Origin of the sequence: uncultured Gemmiger sp. (assembly GCA_944388105.1) — a bacterium.
Classification (GTDB): Bacteria; Bacillota; Clostridia; order Oscillospirales; family Ruminococcaceae; genus Gemmiger.
The window spans coordinates 1-21,463 of sequence record CALXHN010000030.1 but is presented as its reverse complement, the minus strand read 5'-3'; the positions used below and the strand labels follow the sequence as shown (position 1 = coordinate 21,463).

At 62.1% G+C, this 21,463-nt stretch carries 21 protein-coding genes; 17 read left to right on the top strand and 4 right to left on the bottom strand.

What is annotated here, in order from left to right:
* Positions 1-1,811 precede the first annotated feature (1,811 nt).
* The 17 genes from Q0K17_RS05270 to Q0K17_RS05190 all read left to right on the top strand — a co-directional run bounded on the left by Q0K17_RS05270 (position 1,812) and on the right by Q0K17_RS05190 (position 18,110).
* Positions 1,812-2,552, top strand: a complete 741-nt coding sequence (locus Q0K17_RS05270) for an amino acid racemase (protein ID WP_294540696.1) — start codon at positions 1,812-1,814, stop codon at positions 2,550-2,552.
* Positions 2,553-2,667: 115 nt separating this feature from the next.
* Positions 2,668-4,653, top strand: coding sequence for a methionine--tRNA ligase (gene metG, locus Q0K17_RS05265; RefSeq protein WP_294540694.1), 1,986 nt, complete (start codon positions 2,668-2,670; stop codon positions 4,651-4,653).
* A gap of 115 nt (positions 4,654-4,768) precedes the next feature.
* Complete coding sequence (locus Q0K17_RS05260; protein ID WP_294540692.1) at positions 4,769-5,701, top strand: DMT family transporter; 933 nt, start codon at positions 4,769-4,771, stop codon at positions 5,699-5,701.
* Positions 5,702-5,717: 16 nt separating this feature from the next.
* Complete coding sequence (locus Q0K17_RS05255; protein ID WP_294540690.1) at positions 5,718-6,515, top strand: TatD family hydrolase; 798 nt, start codon at positions 5,718-5,720, stop codon at positions 6,513-6,515.
* A gap of 58 nt (positions 6,516-6,573) precedes the next feature.
* Positions 6,574-6,807: a methylenetetrahydrofolate dehydrogenase gene (locus Q0K17_RS05250; RefSeq protein ID WP_294540688.1), complete on the top strand. Its 234-nt coding sequence runs from the start codon at positions 6,574-6,576 to the stop codon at positions 6,805-6,807.
* 122 nt (positions 6,808-6,929) lie between these two features.
* Positions 6,930-7,778, top strand: coding sequence for a TraX family protein (locus Q0K17_RS05245; protein ID WP_294540687.1), 849 nt, complete (start codon positions 6,930-6,932; stop codon positions 7,776-7,778).
* Positions 7,778-8,458 carry a response regulator transcription factor gene (locus Q0K17_RS05240; protein ID WP_294540685.1) on the top strand — a complete coding sequence of 227 codons (681 nt, stop codon included), beginning with the start codon at positions 7,778-7,780 and terminating at the stop codon, positions 8,456-8,458. The genes Q0K17_RS05245 and Q0K17_RS05240 overlap by 1 nt, the downstream gene beginning before the upstream one ends.
* On the top strand, positions 8,455-9,852 hold the full coding sequence (locus Q0K17_RS05235) for a HAMP domain-containing sensor histidine kinase (RefSeq protein ID WP_294540683.1): 1,398 nt from the start codon (positions 8,455-8,457) through the stop codon (positions 9,850-9,852). The genes Q0K17_RS05240 and Q0K17_RS05235 overlap by 4 nt, the downstream gene beginning before the upstream one ends.
* A gap of 109 nt (positions 9,853-9,961) precedes the next feature.
* Complete coding sequence (locus Q0K17_RS05230) at positions 9,962-10,315, top strand: hypothetical protein (protein ID WP_294540681.1); 354 nt, start codon at positions 9,962-9,964, stop codon at positions 10,313-10,315.
* Positions 10,316-10,484: 169 nt separating this feature from the next.
* The gene (gene hisG / locus Q0K17_RS05225; RefSeq protein ID WP_294540679.1) at positions 10,485-12,053 is read left to right on the top strand and encodes an ATP phosphoribosyltransferase; all 1,569 of its coding nucleotides are present in this window, start codon (positions 10,485-10,487) and stop codon (positions 12,051-12,053) included.
* Positions 12,050-13,336, top strand: a complete 1,287-nt coding sequence (gene hisD / locus Q0K17_RS05220) for a histidinol dehydrogenase (RefSeq protein ID WP_294540677.1) — start codon at positions 12,050-12,052, stop codon at positions 13,334-13,336. Before hisG ends, hisD begins: the two co-directional genes overlap by 4 nt.
* Entirely contained in the window at positions 13,333-14,394 is a 1,062-nt protein-coding gene (hisC, locus tag Q0K17_RS05215; protein WP_294540675.1) for a histidinol-phosphate transaminase, read from the top strand. The genes hisD and hisC overlap by 4 nt, the downstream gene beginning before the upstream one ends.
* A 24-nt stretch (positions 14,395-14,418) precedes the next feature.
* Positions 14,419-15,036 (top strand): imidazole glycerol phosphate synthase subunit HisH, encoded by a 618-nt coding sequence (gene hisH / locus Q0K17_RS05210; RefSeq protein WP_294540673.1) that lies wholly within the window; start codon positions 14,419-14,421, stop codon positions 15,034-15,036.
* A gap of 12 nt (positions 15,037-15,048) precedes the next feature.
* The gene (gene hisA, locus Q0K17_RS05205; RefSeq protein ID WP_294540670.1) at positions 15,049-15,765 is read left to right on the top strand and encodes a 1-(5-phosphoribosyl)-5-[(5-phosphoribosylamino)methylideneamino]imidazole-4-carboxamide isomerase; all 717 of its coding nucleotides are present in this window, start codon (positions 15,049-15,051) and stop codon (positions 15,763-15,765) included.
* 14 nt (positions 15,766-15,779) lie between these two features.
* Positions 15,780-16,538 (top strand): imidazole glycerol phosphate synthase subunit HisF, encoded by a 759-nt coding sequence (gene hisF / locus Q0K17_RS05200; RefSeq protein ID WP_294540668.1) that lies wholly within the window; start codon positions 15,780-15,782, stop codon positions 16,536-16,538.
* 86 nt (positions 16,539-16,624) lie between these two features.
* Positions 16,625-17,281: a bifunctional phosphoribosyl-AMP cyclohydrolase/phosphoribosyl-ATP diphosphatase HisIE gene (gene hisIE / locus Q0K17_RS05195; protein WP_294540666.1), complete on the top strand. Its 657-nt coding sequence runs from the start codon at positions 16,625-16,627 to the stop codon at positions 17,279-17,281.
* A 1-nt stretch (position 17,282) separates the two neighbouring features.
* Entirely contained in the window at positions 17,283-18,110 is an 828-nt protein-coding gene (locus tag Q0K17_RS05190) for a histidinol-phosphatase HisJ family protein (RefSeq protein ID WP_294540664.1), read from the top strand.
* Positions 18,111-18,191: 81 nt separating this feature from the next.
* Here the strand turns inward: Q0K17_RS05190 and Q0K17_RS05185 are convergent, their stop codons facing one another.
* The 4 genes from Q0K17_RS05185 to nrdD form a co-directional block, all read right to left on the bottom strand.
* The gene (locus tag Q0K17_RS05185; protein WP_294540662.1) at positions 18,192-18,758 is read right to left on the bottom strand and encodes an isochorismatase family protein; all 567 of its coding nucleotides are present in this window, start codon (positions 18,756-18,758) and stop codon (positions 18,192-18,194) included.
* Positions 18,755-19,288, bottom strand: coding sequence for a hypothetical protein (locus Q0K17_RS05180; protein WP_294540659.1), 534 nt, complete (start codon positions 19,286-19,288; stop codon positions 18,755-18,757). Before Q0K17_RS05180 ends, Q0K17_RS05185 begins: the two co-directional genes overlap by 4 nt.
* Before the next feature lie 142 nt (positions 19,289-19,430).
* Positions 19,431-20,240 carry a TIGR02452 family protein gene (locus tag Q0K17_RS05175; protein ID WP_294540657.1) on the bottom strand — a complete coding sequence of 270 codons (810 nt, stop codon included), beginning with the start codon at positions 20,238-20,240 and terminating at the stop codon, positions 19,431-19,433.
* Between the two features lie 137 nt (positions 20,241-20,377).
* Positions 20,378-21,463 (bottom strand): anaerobic ribonucleoside-triphosphate reductase (gene nrdD, locus Q0K17_RS05170; RefSeq protein WP_294540656.1); only part of this gene is annotated, 1,086 nt, incomplete at its 5' end.

Genomic DNA, 21,463 nt, shown 5'->3' with positions numbered 1-21,463 from the left:
TGGTGGGCGGAAACCCGCCCGGGCCGCCCCTGGCAGATTCTGGCCGCCGGCTACATCGGCGCCCTGCTCCTTTGGGGGATTCTGCGCAACAGCGCGGTTTTGGCAGCTCTGTCCTGAAATAAAAAACGGGATGCAGCCTTCTTGCAAAAGGCTGCATCCCGTTTTTAGGTACACCGAACATATTTATTATACCACATCTGTCAATGCAATTTCCATCCATAACATGAACAAATATTCCATTTTACCTTTGGCGCTTCTGCGAATGGACGGAGCTGCACCCCTGTGCTATAGTATAGTCACAGAAAGAAAACAGCCGGAGATAAGGAACCACAGAAAGTTCCAAGTAAGCCACTTTCAAAAGGAACCGAAAAAGGCACGGATACTCTTTCGACAGCTTGCAGAAGATTTCTCTAAAGTATGAACACCCGGTTCGGGACCAAAAGGTTTCGATAAACGGGAGAGCAGCTTCAAAGAGAACACTGCAGGGACTCCGTAAAGGGAAAGCCGAAGAGCCATCGGAGAACTTGAAAGACGTGCAAAGGCTAGGCCGGCGGGATTCGTAAGAAAGGAGGCTCAGCCCCATGGCAAACTTTAAAGATCCCATTCATCACCGGCGGGCCTGGGCCTGCTGAAGAAAAACGAACCACATTGACAGCCGCAGGTCATTACCTGTAAAAGAAATATAAACACCGATGATCGGTTCGTATAATAGAGATCAGCAGTCCCAGGGCCCGTCAAAGTCAGGACCCCAAGCGTTTCAGATAGATTAGATGAAAGGAACGTAAAGACTGACCTCGTAGCCGATGATTCCCGAAATAAAAGGATTCCGTAAGGAATACCATAACAGCAGAAAAACCGGAAGGCCCGTAAGCCTGAAAGTTTTGAGCAAAGAAAAATCCTGACAGGTCTTTCCGAGAAAAATCTTTCCTTAAAAAAGAAAGAGAAGCACTAAGGAAGCAGATTCAGGTAAGCGGGAAGAAAATACCGGCTGAAAGCAATCAGAATTCAAAAGATTGAAAAGGTTCGGGTCGAAAGATTCAACCTTATAAGTTTCGATCTTCGTTCATCTAACCAAATTGGGAGATAACGCCAATGTACAACTGATAAAGAGGGATGCATCCTCTGGCAGTAAACCCTTACCCGCAATCTCAGTGATCAGTAAAATCTGTTCAGACCGTTCTTAGGCAAGCTTTGAAAAGGAAATCCCACGCAAAAGGTTTTGCGTACAGACCGCAGGAGATCAACCCAGACAAAATTGGATCGTAACCCATAAGGATGTTGTGGAAGGCTTCCCCGTATGAGGCGCCGACATAGCATCGACAGATGGAAACCGAAACAAACTTGAATGGCCGGCCAACCTCTAGTTAGGAAGGCAAATCTGATTGAACTGCTTACGCAGATCCCGGGATAACACTCCACACCTCTTTTAAGCACAATCCCAAGATCCAATGGCAGACCCTGAAAAATCCGATCGATCGGATCACTGAAACCACTTTCGCAACGGAGCGGATCTCACCATCACAAGTTCTGGAAATTCTGATCCGCATACAACGAATACAGGGTATGAGGCTATGACTCCAATCAAGTAGTACCGCCCCGGCGCACCAGTACAACGGTGCGCCGGGGCTTTTGTCTGTGTGGGCGCCCCTTCCTGTCCGTCCCCGCTCCCGCCGGGTACTTTCCCGCCCTTCTGTAACCCCTGCACAGCGGCTTTTATCCGCTGTGCAGGGTTCTTTTTGGTCTGCACGGTTGCATAATGGCGCGCCGGACGATATAATAGAAATGTACTGCTTAAAATGGGAGGGGTGTGTATGGAACAAAACAAGCCGAAACGTCCGGTGCTGGGCATTCTGGGCGGGCTGGGCCCTGCGGCCAGCTGCTATCTGTACCAGATGCTCATTGACCATACCCCCGCCGTGCGGGATCAGGACCACATCGACCTGGTGCTGTCCTCCCGGGCCTCCACCCCGGACCGCACCGCCTTCATCCTGGGCAAAAGCAAGGAAGACCCCTTCACCGTGATGGAGCAGGACGGGGAAAGCCTGGTGGCCTATGGCGCCACCGTGCTGGCCATCCCCTGCAATACGGCCCATTACTTTTACGACCGTCTGGCCGCCGCTTTGCCGGTGCCGGTGCTGAACATGCCCCGGCTGACCGTGGCCGAAGCCAAGGCGGGCGGCTGTAAGAAACTGGGCATCCTGGCCACCGACGGCACCCTGCTGGCCGAGACCTACCAGATCATGTGCCAGCAGGCGGACCTGCCCTGGGCCGTGCCCTCCCCCGTCCACCAGGCCGGGGTGATGTCGGTGATCTACGACCAGATCAAAAAAGGCCGTCGGGCCGACATGGCCGTGTTCAACGCCGCCGTGGAGGACCTGAAAGCCCAGGGGTGCGACCGCGCCGTGCTGGGCTGCACCGAGCTGAGTCTGGTCAAGCGGGACGAAGGCCTGGGCGCCTTTTTCATCGACAGCACCGAGGTGCTCTGCCGCCACGCCCTGCTGGCCTGCGGCGTGCAGCCCATCGGATTTGACGAGACGGGAGGCACACCATGAAAACCAGTCCCCGATGCCGCCAGCCCGGGTTCCGAATGTGACCGCCGGGTCGCTGAATACAGACAAATCAAACTTGTATATGGAACTATTTTGAAGGAAAGGGATGTTTTTCCCCATGGAAAACAAGAAATTTTACATCACCACCCCCATCTACTACCCCAGCGACAAGCTGCACATCGGCCACAGCTACACCACCGTGGCCTGTGACGCTCTGGCCCGCTACAAGCGCGCCAAGGGCTACGATGTTATGTTCCTGACCGGCACCGACGAACACGGCCAGAAGATCCAGGACAAGGCCGCCGCCAAGGGCGTGACCCCCAAGGCCTACGTGGACGAGATCGTGGCCACCGTCAAGGATCTGTGGAAGACCATGGATGTCAGCTACGACCGGTTCATCCGCACCACCGATGACTACCACGTCCAGAGCGTGCAGAAGATCTTCACCGCCCTGCACGACAAGGGCGACATCTACAAGAGCACCTACAAGGGCATGTACTGCAAGCCCTGCGAGAGCTTCTGGACCGAAGCCCAGCTGAAGGACGGCTGCTGCCCCGACTGCGGCGGCCCCGTCTATGAGGCCGAGGAGGAAGCCTACTTCTTCAAGACCAGCAAGTATGCCGACCGCATCCTGCAGTGGTATGAAGATCACCCCGACTTCATCCAGCCCGCCACCCGCCGCAACGAGATGATTGCCTTCATCAAGCAGGGCCTGCAGGACACCTGCGTGTCCCGCACCAGCGTGTCCTGGGGCATTCCCGTTCCCTTTGACCCCAAACACACCATCTACGTCTGGATCGACGCCCTCTCCAACTATATCACCGCCCTGGGTTACGGCAACGATACCTACCATGACTACGACAAGTACTGGCCCGCGGACGTGCACATGGTGGGCAAGGAGATCCTGCGTTTCCACACCATCATCTGGCCGGCCATGCTGATGGCCCTGGATCTGCCCCTGCCCAAGAAGGTCTTTGGCCACGGCTGGCTGCTGCTGGGCGGCGGCAAGATGAGCAAGAGCAAGGGCAATGTGGTTGACCCGGTCAAGCTCTGCGACCGCTACGGCGTGGACGCCGTGCGCTACTTCCTGCTGCGGGAAGTGCCCTTCGGCAATGACGGTTCCTTCACCAACGAAGCCCTCATCAACCGCATCAACACCGACCTGGCCAACGACCTGGGCAACCTGCTGTCCCGCACCGTGGCCATGTGCGAAAAGTACTTCGGCGGCACCGTGACCAACGCCCCGCTGGACGAGGCCCTGGCTTCCATCATGCGGGAGCTCCCCGGCAAGGTGGATGCTTCCATGGAAGCCCTGGACGTGCCCACCTCCCTGATCCACATCTTTGAGCTGGTGCAGCGGGCCAACAAGTATATCGACGAGACCGCTCCCTGGGTGCTGGCCAAGAACGAGGCGGACAAGCCCCGGCTGAACGCAGTGCTGTTCAACCTGTGCAGCGCCCTGGAGCTGATTGCCGCTCTGCTGCAGCCCTACCTGCCCAACACCGCCCCCAAGATGGCCGAACAGCTGGGCGTGAGCGCCGACGAGCTGAACGCCCTGCTGCGGGAGGAGACCATGGGCAGCCTGCGCAGCTCCTACACCGTGCACAAGGGCGAGGCCCTGTTCCCCCGCATCGACGTGAAGGCGGAGATCGCCTATCTGGAAGCGGAGGATGCCAAGCGCAAGGCCGCTGCCGAGGCCAAGGCTGCCGCCGAGGCCGCCAAGACCGAAGCCCCCAAGGCGGAGGCTGTGGCCGAGATCACCGACCATGAGGAAGAGATCGACTTCGATACCTTCTGCAAGGTGGAGATGCGGGTGGCGGAAGTCCGCGCCTGCGAGGCCATGAAGGAGAGCAAGAAGCTGCTGCACCTGACCGTCTTCGACGGCGAGAAGGAGCGCTGCATCCTGTCCGGCATCGCCAAGTGGTACAAGCCGGAGGACCTGGTGGGCAAGCGTGTGCCCATCGTGGCCAACCTGGCTCCCCGCCCCATGATGAAGGGCAAGTATGTCAGTGAGGGTATGATCATGGCGGCCGACACCGCCGACGGCGGCTGCGCCATCGCTTTCTACGGCGACGACGTGCCCGTGGGTACCCGCATCCACTGATTCTGTACACCGGCGGTGCCGTTTCCCTGCGGTTGCGGCGCCGCTTTTTGTGTGCGGGCCCTTGCGGGCATCATTTCCCCATTACTAGAAAGGTATCGTTTTGGAGACAAATTCCGTGCAGAAGTCGCGCCTGGACGCGCTCTTCTCTCTTCCTACCGCAGCGGTGGTCCTGGCCATCCTCTGCAACATTCTGTGGGGGTCAGCGTTTCCCTTCATCAAGCTGGGCTACCGTCTGTTTGTGATCGAATCCGCCGACACTCCCTCCATTCTGTGTTTTGCCGGCATCCGGTTCATGCTGGGAAGCCTGCTGGTGTATGTGTGCGGCTCCCTGCTGGAGCGCCGTCCCCTTCCCCTGCCACGGGGCAAGGTGCTGGGGGAATGCTGCGCTTTGGGACTGTGGCAGACCGCCGCCCAGTATTTCTTCTACTACTCGGCGGTGGCCCAGCTCACCGGATCTTTCGGCAGCATCCTGAACAGCACCCAGAGTTTCATGGGCGTGATCCTGGCCCATTTTCTGTACGGGGCGGCGGACCGCATGACCGGCCGCAAGGCCCTGGGCTGTGTGCTGGGCTTCGGCGGGGTTCTGGTGGCCACCCTGGGCAACCACGGCGGCGGCAGCGCCTGGGGCGTGACCGCCATGCTCATTGCTTCGGCGGTGTTTGCCATTGCCGGTCCCTGGAACAAATCCGTCACCCAGAAGGCCGACAGCTTTGCCGTCTGCTGCCTGAATCTGGGTGCGGGCGGACTGGCCCTGGCGGTGATCGGGTTTGCCATGGGCGGCCACCTGGCCCCCCAGAGCCCCGCCGCCGTGCCGGTGCTGCTGTATCTGGCCTTTGTGTCCGGTGCCGGGTATGTGCTGTGGGCGCTGCTCATGAAGAACAACCCGGTCAGCCGTATTGCGGTGTTCGGACTGCTGATCCCGGTGGTCACCACCCTGCTTTCGGCGGTGCTCAATGCCGAGCCCCTGTTCGAGTGGCAGTATGTGGCCGCTCTGGTGCTGGTGTGCGGCGGCATCTTCCTTGTCAACAAGCCCCGCAAGGCCGCCTGAAGGACGGAGGTTCCCTATGACCAACATCTTTGATACCCATGCCCACTATTCCTCCCGGCAGTTTGACGCCGACCGGGATGAACTCCTGGGCAAGGCCCTGCCGGAAGGCGGGGTGGTAGGGGTGCTGGAATGCGCCACCCACTCCGGGGATGCGCCCCGGGTGCTGGAACTGGCCCACACCTACCCCTACATCCACGCCGCCCTGGGCATCCACCCCGAAAGTCTGGGGGAGGAGGACGCCCCCACCGTGGCCGTCTACGGCGGCGACTGGCGAGCGGAACTGAAGGCCATGCGCCCCCTGTTTGAGGACAAGGCGGTGGCAGCGGTGGGCGAGATCGGGCTGGACCATCACTGGCCCCTGCCCGCCCGGGAACAGTACGATCTCTTTGAAGCCCAGCTGCAGCTGGCTGCCGAGCTGGACCTGCCGGTGTCCATCCATGACCGGGAGGCCCACGGCGAGATGTACGAACTGCTGCGCCGGTACAAGCCCAAAGGGGTGCTGCACTGTTACAGCGGCAGTGCCGAGGACGCCGTCTGGCTCACCGCCCAGGGCCTGTGCCTGGGCTTTGGGGGTGCGGTGACCTACAAGGGAGCCAAGCGGGCCGCCAGAGTGCTGGCCGCCATCCCCCACGACTGTGCCGTGCTGGAGACCGACTGCCCCTACATGGCGCCGGAACCGGTGCGCGGCCGCCGCAACGACAGCCGCAACATCCTCCATGTGGCCGGGTATATCGCCGGACTGTGGGAAATGGACGCCCAGGCGGTGCTGGACACCTGCGCCGCCAACGCACGCCGGGTTTTCGGCGTGGAATGACCCATCAATAATATACAGAACGTATATTATCATAAACAAATAACAGGAGTGTATCACTATGAAAGCTCGTATCCCCACCCATCGCGAATTCATCATCGACTTCCCGAAGGATATGGACCAGGCCAAGGCCGATGAGGGCTGGGCCAAGCTGACCCAGATCGTGGAAGACTACAAGAAGGCCCACAACGGCCAGAGCGTGTATGCCCCCACCTTCATTGAGGACTGCGAACCCGCCGTCAAGGCCCTGCAGGAAGAGTACGGCTTCACCTACACCGTGCAGCAGGTGCGCTGAGACTTTTGCCCCGCCGGCCCCCGGAATCCCCGGGGGCTGTTTTTATAGGGTTTTCCTGATACTTTCTACACAATCGGCTGTTAGCATATTGGTATTATGAAGAAAAGAGAGGTTTCTTGCCCATGCTGACAACAAAAAAACCGGGTCTGGACGGCACCGTTCTCAAGACCATCGCCCTGGCATTGATGGTGCTGGACCACATCCACTACTTTTTCCAGTTCACCGGCCTGATCCCGGAATGGTTCTCCATGCTGGGGCGGCTGTCCGCGCCGTTGTTCCTCTTCTGTGCGGTGGAAGGCTTCGCCCACACCCACGACCGCAAGCGCTACTTTTTCCGCATCTGGGCCATCGGCGCCGGGATGGGGCTTTTGACCTTCCTGATGCTGTATGTGGGATTGTTCCGCCGCCCCGACGGCTTCTATCCCCTCAACGGCATCTTTCTGAACTTCGTCATCCTCTGCATCCTCTGGCAGGGCATCGACTGGTTACGGCAGGGACGGATCGCCCGGGGGCTGCTGGCCGTTCTGGGCCCGGTGGTCTGGGGCTTTGCGGTGGTACTGCTGGCCGCCCAGCCGGGGATGGCCACGACGATGGTGCTGCTGGGCAGCACGGTACTGCCTGCCTGGGTGTGCATCACCGACGGCGGACCGCTGTACCTCATCGGCGGCGTGATTCTGTACCTCTTCCGGGACAAGCGCCCCCTGCAGCTGGCCGCCTGGGCGGTGTGGACCATCGGCATGGACTTCTTTGCCGTCTGGCTGGCGGTGCGGGGACAGGACGGGTTCGCCTTCTCCCAGATGTTCACCACCTACTATGAATGGTACGGTGTGGCGGCAGTGATCCCCATGGCGCTGTACAACGGCCGCCGGGGCGCCGGACACAAAGCCCTGTTCTACTGGTTCTATCCCGCCCATGTGTATCTGCTGTATGCGGCGTCCTGGGCGGTGTGCGTGTGGACGGGGGCGGCGTGATGGCAAACATACTGGCTGTGGACGACGACCGGGCCATCGGCGCCCTGCTGCAGACCGCTCTGGAGCGGGACGGGCACCGGGTACGTCTGTGCACCGCGGGAGACCAGGTGACCCCTGCGCTCTGCCGGTGGGCGGACTGCCTTCTGCTGGATGTGATGATGCCCGGGGAGGACGGGGTGGCGCTCTGCCGCCGCATCCGGGATCTGACCGGGGCACCCATCCTGTTTCTCACCGCCAAGGACGGGGAGGAGGATGTGCTCAAGGGTCTGGCCGCCGGCGGGGACGATTACCTGCGCAAACCCTTCCGGGTGGCGGAACTGCGGGCCCGGGTGAACGCCCATCTGCGCCGCCAGCAGCGGGACCCCCATCCCGGCGACCGTCTGCTGCGGGGCCCCTTTGCCCTGGACATGGCTGCCCGGGTGCTGTATGCGGGACAAAAGGCCCTGCATCTGACCCGGGCGGAATACGCCCTGTGTGAACAGCTGGCCCTCCACCCGGGGCGTACCTTCTCCAAGGAACAGCTCTATGAAGCGGTGTTCGGGTACGACGGCACCGCCGATGAGCGGGCCGTCACCGAGCACATCAAGAACATCCGGGCCAAGATCCGGGCCGCCCTCCCCGGCACGGACCCCATCGAGACGGTGTGGGGCATCGGCTACCGGTGGAAAGAGGCGCTATGAAACACACAAAAACCGCGCGCAGCCTGCGGGGGCTGCTGCTGCGCTATCTGCTGTCCACCGCCGCCCTGTGCGGGGGGCTGTTCTTTGTCTGGTGGCTGGTTTTCGGCATCCTGCTCAATGCAGGATTCATCCTGCCCGCCTCCTCCGCCGCCGAGGCCAGCCGTCGGGCTGCGGATGAGGTTCTGCCTGCCATGACCGCCGATACCTTTGATCCCTCCCGGCTGGACCCGCTGTGCCGGTATGCCCTCTTCCCCGCTCCGGGCTCTCCGGCGGTGCTGGCCACCAACATGAACGGCTGGCAGCTGGACAAGGCGCTGAACGCCTGGATGGGCGGGTCCGGCAATCTTGGCTACACCCAATATCATCTGCCGGCGACTCTGGCGGACGGGTCGGTGTGCCTGCTGCAATACGATTATACCGTTCCCTACGCCGACCCGAATCTGCGGCAGAAACTGCCGGATTTCCAGACCTGCTACCTGCTTTTGCTGGCGGTGCTGACCGGGCTGCTGATCTGGGGGACCACCCGCCGCACCGCCCGCCGGCTGTCTGCCGGGACTGCCCGCCTGCAGGCCGCCTGTGCCAGACTGGCGGCGGGGGACCTTTCGGAAGAGGCTTTCGGGCAAACCCGCATCCGGGAGCTGGACCAGGCCCTGGACACCATGCAGCAGCTGCGGGCGCATCTGGCCCAGAGCCTGCGGGAACAGTGGGAATCCGAACAGGAGCGGTCAGAGCAGATCGCCGCTTTGAGCCACGACCTGAAAACGCCCCTGACCGTCATTGCGGGCCACGCCGACCTGCTGGCGGAGGAGGACCTGCCGCCCCGGGCGGCGGACAGTGTGGCGGCGGTGCAGCAGAGCTGCGAGACCGCTGCCCGCTGTCTGGCCGACCTGCGGGCGGTGGCGGCCCCGGGCGCCGCCGCGGACGAACCCCGGCAGCGGGTGGAGGCGGCAGAGTTCCTGGCCCGACGGAAGGAGACCGGTCGGGCGCTGTGCACGGCGGCAGGGCTGCATTTCCGGCTGGTGAACGGCTTGCCCGCCGGGGCCGTGCTGGAGATCCAGCCCCACCGGCTGGCCCGGGCGGTGGACAACCTGCTGGACAACGCCGCCCGCTTTACCCCCGCCGGGGGCACCATTACCCTGACGGCGGGGCGGGAACCGGGGGTCGTGATACTGACCGTGCAAGACACCGGCCCCGGCTTTTCCCCCCAGGCCCTGCGCAAGGCGGGACATCTTCTGTACACCGGCGACGCCGCCCGCCACGACGCCCACCAGGGACTGGGGCTGTACATGGCCCGCCGGGTGGCCGCCGCCCATGGAGGAGAACTGCTGCTGACCAACACCTCCGCCGGCGCCTGCGCACAGCTGCGGCTGCCCGCACCGCCCCCCAAGGCCTGATACCGCCTTTTGCGGCATAAAAAAACTTGTATTCCGGATTAAATGGTGGTATACTATCCACAAATTCCCGGCCGCTTGGGGCCGGATGTAGGGAAAGAGGGACAATCGTATGGCATTCTTCCGTCATCTGCTGCCGGTTCTGGCCGGTGCGGCCCTGGGCTGCGCAGCCACCCTGCTGGCCCAGCGGTATTCCGAAAACAGCGAGCACGAACATATTTTGGGCCCGGAGGCATTTGATGACGATGCCGCCGAGCCCGAAACCGACGCGCCTGAAACCGCGGAACCCCCGGCCAGCGCAAGCGCCGAGGTGTATATCCCGGTGCCGGACAACAGCTCGCCCAACCCCAACCCCGTGCAGGACCACACCGACCCCGTTCCCACCGTGGACGGCAAACTCGACCCCACCGCCATTGCCAAGGCCGAGGATTTTGCCGACTGGGACGAGATGGGCTGCCAGGGCTGAACCAACAGCTGCGAACCTTTCAGCAGGCGCACTTTTCCGTTTGTATACCAGACGGGGAATCTGCGCCTGCTTTTTGTTTTCTTCTTTCATGGAGGGCCGCTCTTTACATCTTTAGTCCGCTAAAGTATAATAAGACCATGTTTTGCATGGGTATGTGAGGTATCGTTGTATGGAACTGGATTTGACTCGTTTTTCCCCGGCCGAGCGCTGCACCCTGCAGCTGCGGGCGCTGTATGAACAGGCCGGATACCGCAAATTCCGCTGCGCCCGGTTTGAGGAGTATTCCCTCTACCAGCAGAATCAGAAATTTCTGTCCGACGCCCAGGTCATCACCTTCACCGACCTGGACGGCAAGCTGCGGGCCATCCGGCCGGATGTGACCCTCTCCATTGCCAAGAACGCCCAGCCCGCCCCCGGCGAGTGCAAGCGCTACTACTACACCGAGCAGGTCTGCCGTCCCAGCCGGGAAAGCCACACCTTTGCGGAGATCAGCCAGATGGGGCTGGAATGCATCGGTGCGGTGGACGCCGACCGGCAGGCGGAGGTGGTGCGGCTGGCTGTGGACAGTCTGGCCAGCCTGGGCACCCGGACCTTCCTGGAAGTGAGCCACATGGGCTATCTCACCGGCCTGCTGGATGCCCTGGGGGTGGATGCCGCCGCACGGCCCCGGCTGCTGGAACTTCTGCGGGACAAAAACGCCCACGAGCTGCGGCAGGCCGCCCTTTCCGCCGGACTGGACGAGGAGGGCGCCGACGCCCTGTGCGGTCTGCTGAGCCTGCACGGTCCCTTTGATACCGCCCTGGCCCAGGCACGGACCCGCTGCCGCTGTCAGGCCCAGTCCGACGCCCTGGACGAACTGGAAGCCCTGTACAAGGACCTGGGCACCGACGCCGCCACCGTGCGGCTGGACCTGAGTCTGGCCGGAGATATGGAATATTACAACGGGCTGGTGTTCACCGGCTACGCCGCCGGGGCTGCCCGGGCGGTGCTGAAGGGCGGCCGGTACGACCTGCTGGCCCGACGGTTCACCCCCGGCGCCTGCGCCCTGGGCTTCGCCCTGTATCTGGACGAGCTGGAACGGCTGGCTCCCAGCGCCGGGGCCGAGCCGGACACCTGGCTGAACATCGCCCTGCCCAAGGGCCGCCTGGGCGACAAGGCCTACGGCCTGCTGGCCAAGGCCGGGTATGGCTGCGCCGAGGATTACAACGAGACCCGCAAGCTGGTGGTGGAGAACCCCGAAGCCAAAGTGCGGTACTTCCTGGTCAAGCCCAGCGACGTGGCCATCTATGTGGAGCACGGGGCCGCGGACATCGGCATTGTGGGCAAGGACATCCTGGCCGAATCCGGCGCCGATGTGTACGAGCTCATGGACACCGGCATGGGCAAGTGCCGGATGTGCGTGGCCGGACCCAAGGACTTTGTGGACGACGAGAGCCGCGCTTTGCGGGTGGCCACCAAGTTCGTCTCCATCGCCCGGGAACATTACGAAGCCCTGGGCCGGGACATTGACATCATCAAGCTTAACGGCTCCATCGAGCTGGCCCCCATCCTGGGCCTGTCCGACGTGATTGTGGACATTGTGGAGACCGGCACGACTTTGCGGGAGAACAATCTGGCCGTGCTGGAAGAGTTCATGCCCATCAGCGCGCGGTTCATCGCCAACCGCGCCAGCTACCAGTTCAAGTATCGCCAGCTGACCGAGCTGCTGGCCAAAATGAAGGAGGCACTGAAAGTATGATCCGTATTCTTTCTTTTGACGCCGTGCGGCCGGAGGAGATCCTGAACCGGGACATCCGGGCGGAAGCGGATGTGGAAGCCGTGGTGGACGGCATCATCGCCGATGTGCGTGCCCGGGGGGACCAAGCCCTGCGGGACTACGCCAGAAAGTTTGACGGTGCCGACCTGGACAGCCTGCTTGTAACCAAGGAGGAGATCGACGAAGCTTTCGCCGCCGTGGGGGAGGATTTCCTGACCACCCTGCGCATGGCCGCCGCCAACATCCGGGCCTTCCACGAGCATCAGGTCCACAAGGACTTTGTCATCAACGACACCCCCGGCGTGGTGCTGGGGCAGAAATACACCCCCATTGAAAAGGCCGGCGTCTATGTACCGGGGGGCACGGCGGCTTACCCGTCCACCGTGCTGATGGACGTGATCCCCGCCAAGGTAGCCGGGGTGCGTGAGATCGTCATGACCACCCCCGCCGGCAAGGACGGCAAGGTGAACCCCAACATTCTGGCCGCGGCGGCGGTGGCGGGCATTGACAAGATCGTCAAGTCCGGCGGCGCCCAGGCGGTGGCCGCCCTGGCCTACGGCACCGAGACCGTGCCCGCCGTGGACAAGATCGTGGGCCCCGGCAACATCTATGTGGCCACCGCCAAGCGGAAGGTCTTCGGCAAGGTGGGCATCGACATGATCGCCGGACCTTCGGAGATTCTGGTGCTGGCCGACGGCGGCTGCAACCCGGTGTGGGTGGCGGCGGACCTGCTGAGTCAGGCGGAACACGACAAGCTGGCCACCGCCGTGCTGGTCACCGACAGCATGGAGCTGGCCAAAGCGGTGCAGGCCGAACTGGAAGTGCAGATCCCCCAGCTGCCCCGCGCCGCCATCGCCCGGGAGAGCATTGACACCAACGGCAAGATCATCGTCACCGATGACCTGAACAAGGCGGTGGAAGCCGCCAACCTCATCGCCCCCGAACACCTGGAACTGTGCGTGGAGGACCCCTTTGCCCTGCTGGGCCAGATCCGCAACGCGGGCAGCATCTTCATGGGCCGCAACGTGCCTGAAGCCCTGGGCGACTACTTTGCCGGCCCCAACCACACCCTGCCCACCTCCGGCACCGCCCGGTTCTCCAGCCCCCTGAGCGTGGACGATTTCGTCAAGAAATCCAGCTTCCTCTATTACACCCGGGATGCCCTGGCAGACGTGAAGGACCGCATCGCCGATTTTGCGGAGCGGGAGGGCCTGCACGCCCACGCCAAGAGCGTGACCATCCGCTATGAGGAGGCGGAACAATGAGCCGGTATTTCACCCCCACCCTGGCGTCGCTGGAGCCCTACACCCCCGGCGAGCAGCGCAAGATGCCCGATCTGGTCAAGCTCAACGCCAACGAGAACCCCTATCCCCCCTCCCCTGCCGTGGCCGACGCGGTGGCGGGGGCGGTGGCCGGACTGCGGCTGTACTGCGACCTGACCGAGGCCGACCTGTGCGCCGCCATCGGGGAGGCGGTGGGCCTGCCTGCCGACCACATCCTGTGCGGCAACGGCAGCGATGAAAACCTGCTGCTGGCCATCCGGGCTTTCTGCGATGAGCAGACGCCCCTGGCCTTTGCGGACATCACCTACAGTTTTTATCCGGTGCTCTGCCAGCTGATGAAAGTCCCGGCCCACATCCTGCCGGTGCGGCAGGATTTCACCCTGGACCTGACCAATTACTATGACCTGGGGCAAACCATTGTCATTGCCAACCCCAACGCTCCCACCAGCCTGCTGGCCCCGGTGGCGGAGATGGAGGAGGTCATCCGCCGCAATCCCGACCACATCGTGATCGTGGACGAGGCCTATGTGGACTTTGCGGGGGAAGGGGCTTCCTGCCTGCCGCTGGTGCCCAAATACGACAACCTGATCGTGGTGCGCACCTTCTCCAAGTCCCGCAGTCTGGCGGGGGCCCGGCTGGGCTTCTGCGCGGCACAGCCCGCCCTGATCGCGGACATGAACCGCATCAAGTTCAGCTACAGCCCCTACAACATCAGCTCCCTGAACCAGGCCGCCGGGGCTGCGGCCATGCGGGATGAGGCCTATTTCCGGGATACGGTGGCCAAGATCTGCCGCACCCGGCAGGAGACCACCGACGCTTTGCGGAAGCGGGGGTTCACCGTGCTGGATTCGGCCACCAATTTTCTGTTTGCCAAGCCCGCCGAAAAACCGGCGAAGGAGATTTTTGAGGCTTTGCGGGAGCGGGGGGTGCTGATCCGGTACTTCTCGGCTCCGCGCATCGACAGCTGGCTGCGCATCACCATCGGCACGCCGGAACAGATGGCGCGCTTTTTGCAGGAACTGGACGACATCCTGCGCTGAAACGAAACAAGAGGGGGAATCAAGATGATCGCCATTGTGGATTACGGGGTGGGCAACCTGTTCAGCCTTGCTTCCAGCGTGAAGAGTCTGGGGGCGGAGGTGCGGGTGACCCACCAGGCCGAGGACCTGCGTCAGGCCACCCACATCCTGCTGCCCGGTGTGGGCGCCTTTGCGGACGCCGCCGCCAAGCTGCAGGCCACCGGGCTTGTGCCGGTCCTGCGGGAGGAGACCCAACACACCCCGCTGCTGGGCATCTGCCTGGGCATGCAGCTGCTGTTTGAGAAAAGTTACGAGTACGGGGAACACCAGGGCCTGGGCCTGGTGCCCGGGCAGGTGTGTCCCCTGGCCGACGACCTGAAAGACCCCACCCTGAAGGTGCCCCACATCGGCTGGAACGCCCTGGACCTGACCCCGGCAGGGGAAAAGGACCCGCTGTTCAAGTACATCCAGAACGGGGAATACGTCTACTATGTGCACAGCTACTACGCCAAGAACTGCGCCTCCAACACCCTGGCCACCAGCGAGTACAGCATCCCGGTGACCGGTGCGGTGCGGGCGGGGCTGGTGTACGGCACCCAGTTCCACCCCGAAAAATCCGGCGATACCGGCCTGCGGATCCTGCGGGCCTTCGCCGAACTGTAAGGAGGGCGCTGTATGAAACTGTTTCCTGCCATTGATCTGCGGGGCGGTCAGGCCGTGCGGCTGTACCAGGGCGATTACGACCAGATGACCGTCTACAATCCCGACCCCGTCTCCCAGGCCAAAGCCTTTGCAGCCGCCGGGGCCAAGTATCTGCATGTGGTGGACCTGGACGGCGCCAAGGACGGTCAGGCCGTGAACTTTGCCACCATCCGCAGCATCACCGACGCCGGTGACCTGTTTGTGGAGGTAGGCGGCGGTATCCGGGACCAGCAGCGCATCGAGGACTATCTGGCCCTCGGGGTGGGCCGCTGCATCCTGGGCACCATCGCGGTGCGGGACTTTGCTTTCACCGCCCGCATGGCCCGCACCTACGGCGATAAAATTGCGGTGGGCGTGGACATGAAAAACGGCCAGGTGGCGGTGAGCGGCTGGAAGGAAGTCACCCCCGAGCCGGGGCTGGATTTCTGCCGCCGCTGCGCCGACGCCGGGGTGCAGGCCCTGATCGTCACCGATATCTCCCGGGACGGCACCATGCAGGGCACCAATATGCAGCTGTACCGGGACCTCTTGACCATTCCCGGGGTGGAGATCACCGCGTCCGGCGGCATCGCCCGCCTGGAAGAGCTGGCCGAGCTGCAGGCCATGGGCTGCCATGCGGCCATCCTGGGCAAATCCATCTACACCGGCGCCATCGACCTGGCCGAGGCCGTGCGCCGCTATGAAGGCTGAAAGGGGCGGAGTTCATGGTTACCAAACGCATCATCCCCTGCCTGGACGTGAAGAACGGCCGGGTGGTGAAGGGGGTCAATTTTGAAGGTCTGAAGGACATGGCCGACCCGGTGGAAATGGCCCGGTACTACAACACCGCCGGGGCGGATGAGCTGGTGTTTTACGACATCACCGCCAGCGTGGAGGGCCGCACCCTCTTTACCGACATCCTGCGCAAAGTGGCATCGGAGATCTTCATTCCCCTGACGGTGGGCGGCGGCATCAACACCCTGGAGGATTTTGACCGGGTGCTGAAATGCGGCGCCGACAAGGTCAGCGTCAACTCCGGCGCCATCAAAAATCCCGCCATCATCTCGGCGGCCGCCCAGCGCTACGGCAACCAGTGCGTGGTACTTTCGGCGGACATCAAGCGGGTGGACGGAAGTTTCCGCCTGTTTGCCAAGGGCGGCCGGGAAAACACCGGCATCGACGCCCTGGACTGGCTGGAACAGGGGGTGCGCAGCGGCGCCGGGGAACTGGTGGTCAACTCCATCGACACCGACGGCGTCAAAAACGGCTTTGACCTGGAACTGCTGGACGCCGTGGCCCAGCGCTGCGCCGTGCCCATCATCGCTTCCGGCGGCGCGGGCTGCCGGGAAGATTTCCTGGAACTTTTCCGCAACCATCCGGCGGTGGATGCCGGACTGGCCGCCTCCATCTTCCACACCAAACAGGTGGATATCCGGGAGCTGAAGCAGTATCTGCGCCAAAACGGCATCGAGATGCGTCTTTGATTTCTCCCGGTCCCCTCTTGCAAAATGTCTTCCGCCGCTGTACACTATAAGTATCTCATATCTATAATGAGCAGGAGTTTTTTCTCATGGAATATACCGAAACTTCCCGTACCCTGAAATTCGACAAGCACGGGCTGATCCCCGCCATCGTGCAGGATCACTACACCAAAGAAGTGCTGACCCTGGCTTACATGAACGCCGAGACCCTGGCCCTGACCATTGCGGAAGGCCGGACCGTCTTCTGGTCCCGCAGCCGTCAGGAGATCTGGCGCAAGGGCGAGACCTCCGGCAATGTGCAGAAGGTGGTGTCCATCACCGCCGACTGCGACAAGGACGCCCTGGTGGTGGAGGTCGTGAAGAGTGGCCCTGCCTGCCATACCGGCGCCGAAAGCTGCTTCTTCAACCCGGTTTATGTTTCGGATGAGCTCAAGCAGTTCACCTGGGAAGGGCTGTACCACCTGATCGAGGGCCGCAAGACCGATCCCAAGGAAGGCAGCTACACCAGCTATCTGTTTGACAAGGGCCTGGAAAAGATCCTGAAAAAGGTCGGCGAGGAAAGCACCGAAGTCATCATTGCGGGCTCCAAGCGCGACAAGGAAGAGACCGTGTTCGAGATCAGCGATCTGGCCTACCATGTGCTGGTGCTGATGATCGAGCTGGGCATCTCGGTGGAAGACATCACCCGTGAGCTGGAAAAACGCCACGTGGTCGATCATAAAGTAAAACAGGAGAGGATGCAGTGAGATGGCTGACGAATACAAACTGAGTTCGGTACATGTCCATTCCAAACTGTGCGACGGCAAAAACACCCTGGATGAGCTGGCGGTCACCGCCTGGCGCGCCGGGTTGAAAACCCTGGGTTTTTCCGGCCACAGCCACACCCCCTGTGATATCGAATACTGCATGACCCAGAGCCGCACCGCCCTGTACAAGGCGCAGGTGGCCAAGCTCAAGGAGCGGTATGCAGGCAAGCTCGATATCCTGTGCGGACTGGAGTGGGACCTGTTCAGCGACGACGACCCCACCGCCTACGACTATTTCATCGGCAGCGCCCACTATGTGCAGGGCCCCAAGACCGGCCGCTATTACGAGATTGACTGGCGGGAGGCCGACCTGGCCGCCTGCATTCAGGACGACTTTGACGGTGACGGTCTGGCTGTTGTGGAAGCGTATTTTGACAATGTGCGCCGGGTGGCGGAACACAAGCCCACCATTCTGGGGCATTTTGACCTGATCAAGAAGATCAACAAGGGCAACAAGTTCTTTGATGAGAACAGCCCCCGCTACATGGCCGCGGCCCGCACCGCCCTGGAGGCGGCTGCCGCCAACGGCTGCGTGCTGGAAGTGAACACCTCCTCGGTGTATCGCGGATACCGGGATGACTTCTTCCCCGGGGAAGCGATCCTCCGCGCCTGGAAGGAACTGGGCGGCGAGGTCATCATCACCGCCGACGCCCATGATGCCAAGGCCCTGACCTTCGGCTACGACGAGGCCGCCGCCCAGCTGAAAGCCCTGGGCTACGACCATGTGCAGGTGCTGGGCAAGGACGGTTTTGTCCCCTGTGCCCTGTAACCGGTTTACAGCAACAAAAGAATCCCCGCCGCAAGGTCCCAGGACCCCGCGGCGGGGATTTTCTTATGTATGGGGAAAGGGTCAGTCCAGCACATCGAACTGACAGGCGCCCATGGCTTTCAGGGCTGTGGCATGGGATTCGGGGCTGACACCGGCGCACAGTCCGGCCAGGATCTCGATGGGCGTTTCGGGGAAGAAGGCCCGCAGCAGCATGGCGTTGGAGATGACGCAGATGTCGGTGCAGACACCGTAGACCCGGAACTTTTCCACAGAAACGTCCTTTTCGGTTAAAAACTTTCCCACGGCGGCGGGCAGCTCGCTGGCGCCGAAGGTAGGCTTTTCCACCAGCACCTTGGCCGGACAGGCCGGGTCCGCCTCTTCGGCAACGGCAGCCACCTCCGGCACCAGGTTCCATCCCTCGGTGCCCCGCAGGCAGTGCTCCACCGGCAGCTTTTTACCTTCCCGGGTGGAGAGATAATCCGCCTCATGGGTATCCAGGGTGAAGAAGAGGGCATGCCCCGCCCCGGCCGCCCGTCGGGCTTCCGCCGCCAGACCGGGCGTGATGGCCTGGGCCTCAGCGGTGCCCAGCGCCCCGGTGACGAAGTCGTTCTGCATGTCCACGATCACATCCACAACACACTGTTTCATCTTTTACCTCCCTGTGCTGCCGCCGCCTCCCGGGCAAGGCGCATCCACGCATGGTACAGCCGTTCCATCCGGTCGGCATAGGCCCGGGTACCCATTCTGTCCACTTCCGCAAGAAATTCATCCGAATCCCCGCAGCGGACAGGGGTCATGTTCATCATCTTGGTCCGGCCATGGGATGCCGCCATCTTCAGCTGCACCCATTCCGGGATGTCCGGCCGACGGTGAAAGTCCCGCAGCTCCTTGTATTCCGCCAGCATCCCCGGCAGGTCGATGACCCGAGGGATTGCGTCGGCGTATTTCTGCCGGTATGTCTCCACCACGATCAGCTTGCTCCTGTACAGGTCCGCATCAAAGGGGGTGTTGTAGTCGGCCCATTCCCCGACCACTTCCTCCATGATGGCTTCGTAGCTCATCCTGCAGACGCACCATTTCCAGTAATCGCTGCCGGTATCCCGTCCGAACAGTTCCCGGCAGGACCGGCGGAAATGGTATTCCGACCACATCCGTATTTCTACAAGTTCCTTTTCCAAACAGACGCCCCCTTTGGGCCCGGAACGGTTCCGCCTTTGGTCCAATTATACTATGGGGCCGGCCGGTTGGCAACGGTCCTGCCGGCGGGATATGACAAAACCGGCCCCCATGGGTCCGGCCCGGAACTTTCGGAGGCGCCTGTTATTCCAGAATTTCCCGGAACACCCGGTAGTTGGTATCATCATGCGGCGGGCAGTAGACCGCAAATTCCACCGCGGCAAAGGCCCGGGAAAAAGCGGGCAGGATCTGCCGGTATGCCGAGGCCACCACCCGGGGCGGGTTGCGGAAAGCCCCGCAGCCGAAAGCCCCCAGGATCACCACCTCTGCCCCATGGACAGCCGCCGCTGCAAGGATCTGCCGGCCCCGCTGCACATGCAGTTCATACAGGACCGCCCCGTCCAGCTCCGTTTCCCGCAGGTTGGGCGCCGCACAGGTCAGCACATCCACCTTCTGCCACGCCTCCCGGGGCAGCCGCCGGGGGTCTGCCGTGTCCGTCTTGATGGACAGCACCTCCGGGGTATAGATGCAGGCATCCGTGTACAGGGTACTCTGCCGGCGGCGGTGGAAAAGATAGTAGTTTTCCCACAGAGTATCGGTGTTCAGGCAGGGATACAGCGTGCTGCACCGGCACAGGCTCTCCTCCTGGGCGGAACTGCCCCAGAGGACCCCGCCGCCCGGGGTGGTGGCGGAAGCAAAGTTCAGCACCAGGACTTTCCGGCCCGGGTACTTCCCCGCCGCCTGCAGGGTGCGGTCGGCGGAGACCAGCACCCGGGCCTTTTCCTCATAGCGGCACAGCGCCTGGTCCGGGACCCGGATGGGCTCCGGTCCATGCAGCACCGTTCCCCGCTGGGAATGGCGGATCGCATCCCCCAACGCCTCATCGCCGGTGTACCACCGCTGTGTGTCCGCAAAAACATCCGCATTTTTCTGGCGCCGATCCTGATATGACATCGTTCATTCCTCCCTGCCTTCCGCCGCCTTTCCGGAGCGGCGATGTTTTTATAAAAAAGGCGGAGACAGGAACATCTTCATGTTGCTGTCTCCGCCTTTGGGGTGCTGTGCAAAGGAACGGGTGCTCGGTTTTTCTTTTACAGGTGCAGCACGCGGTCCTTGATCTCGGCGGTGCGGCCCTGGTTCCAGAACTGGGTGCCGATGTAGCCGCAGGTACGGCGGGCCACGTTCAGCTTGTTCTGGTCACGGTTATGGCAGTGGGGGCACTCCCACACCAGCTTGCCGTCATCCTCCACGATCTTGATCTCGCCGTCGTAACCGCAGACCTGGCAGTAGTCGCTCTTGGTGTTCAGCTCGGCGTACATGATGTTCTCATAGATGAACTGCATGACCCGGATGACCGCGGCCAGGTTATCCTGCATGTTGGGCACTTCCACATAGCTGATGGCGCCGCCGGGGCTGAGCTTCTGGAAATCGCTCTCGAACTTCAGCTTGGTGAAAGCATCGATCTCCTCGGACACATGGACGTGGTAGGAGTTGGTGATATAGTTGCGGTCGGTGATGCCCGGAATGATGCCGAAGCGCTTCTGCAGGCACTTGGCGAACTTGTAGGTGGTGGATTCCAGCGGGGTGCCGTACAGGCTGAAGTCGATGTTGGAATCGGCCTTCCACTTGGCGCAGGCATCGTTCATGTGCTGCATGACCTGCAGGGCAAAGGGCTTGGCAGCCGGGTCGGTGTGGCTCTTGCCGGTCATATACTTGCAGCATTCGTACAGGCCCGCGTAACCCAGGCTGATGGTGGAGTAGCCGCCGTAGAGCAGTTTGTCGATGGGCTCGCCCTTTTCCAGGCGGGCCAGAGCGCCGTACTGCCACAGGATGGGGGCGGCGTCGGACAGGGTGCCCTTCAGGCGGTTATGACGGCACATGAGGGCTTCATGGCACAGGTCCAGACGCTCATCGAAGATCTTCCAGAACTTGTCAAAGTCACCGCCGGAGGACAGGGCCACATCCACCAGGTTGATGGTGACCACGCCCTGGTTGAAACGGCCGTAGTACTTGGGCTTGCCCGGTTCGTAGTTCTTGGCATTGGCCACGTTGTTCCAGCCGTTGCCGGAACGGTCGGGGGTCAGGAAGCTGCGGCAGCCCATGCAGGTGTACACGTCGCCGTGGCCCTCGGTCTCGCCCTTGGACAGCTTGTATTCCCGCATCTTCTTCTCGCTGAT

Bases quoted from the DNA above. Each gene is read 5' to 3' on its own strand.
- hisH (WP_294540673.1), top strand. From the start codon at position 14,419: ATGATCGCCATTGTGGATTACGGGGTGGGCAACCTGTTCAGCCTTGCT.
- hisA (WP_294540670.1), top strand. From the start codon at position 15,049: ATGAAACTGTTTCCTGCCATTGATCTGCGGGGCGGTCAGGCCGTGCGG.
- Q0K17_RS05235 (WP_294540683.1), top strand. From the start codon at position 8,455: ATGAAACACACAAAAACCGCGCGCAGCCTGCGGGGGCTGCTGCTGCGC.
- metG (WP_294540694.1), top strand. From the start codon at position 2,668: ATGGAAAACAAGAAATTTTACATCACCACCCCCATCTACTACCCCAGC.
- hisG (WP_294540679.1), top strand. From the start codon at position 10,485: ATGGAACTGGATTTGACTCGTTTTTCCCCGGCCGAGCGCTGCACCCTG.
- Q0K17_RS05245 (WP_294540687.1), top strand. From the start codon at position 6,930: ATGCTGACAACAAAAAAACCGGGTCTGGACGGCACCGTTCTCAAGACC.
- Q0K17_RS05185 (WP_294540662.1), bottom strand. From the start codon at position 18,758: ATGAAACAGTGTGTTGTGGATGTGATCGTGGACATGCAGAACGACTTC.
- Q0K17_RS05255 (WP_294540690.1), top strand. From the start codon at position 5,718: ATGACCAACATCTTTGATACCCATGCCCACTATTCCTCCCGGCAGTTT.
- Q0K17_RS05240 (WP_294540685.1), top strand. From the start codon at position 7,778: ATGGCAAACATACTGGCTGTGGACGACGACCGGGCCATCGGCGCCCTG.
- Q0K17_RS05175 (WP_294540657.1), bottom strand. From the start codon at position 20,240: ATGTCATATCAGGATCGGCGCCAGAAAAATGCGGATGTTTTTGCGGAC.
- hisF (WP_294540668.1), top strand. From the start codon at position 15,780: ATGGTTACCAAACGCATCATCCCCTGCCTGGACGTGAAGAACGGCCGG.
- Q0K17_RS05270 (WP_294540696.1), top strand. From the start codon at position 1,812: ATGGAACAAAACAAGCCGAAACGTCCGGTGCTGGGCATTCTGGGCGGG.
- hisC (WP_294540675.1), top strand. From the start codon at position 13,333: ATGAGCCGGTATTTCACCCCCACCCTGGCGTCGCTGGAGCCCTACACC.
- Q0K17_RS05250 (WP_294540688.1), top strand. From the start codon at position 6,574: ATGAAAGCTCGTATCCCCACCCATCGCGAATTCATCATCGACTTCCCG.
- hisIE (WP_294540666.1), top strand. From the start codon at position 16,625: ATGGAATATACCGAAACTTCCCGTACCCTGAAATTCGACAAGCACGGG.
- Q0K17_RS05190 (WP_294540664.1), top strand. From the start codon at position 17,283: ATGGCTGACGAATACAAACTGAGTTCGGTACATGTCCATTCCAAACTG.
- Q0K17_RS05230 (WP_294540681.1), top strand. From the start codon at position 9,962: ATGGCATTCTTCCGTCATCTGCTGCCGGTTCTGGCCGGTGCGGCCCTG.
- hisD (WP_294540677.1), top strand. From the start codon at position 12,050: ATGATCCGTATTCTTTCTTTTGACGCCGTGCGGCCGGAGGAGATCCTG.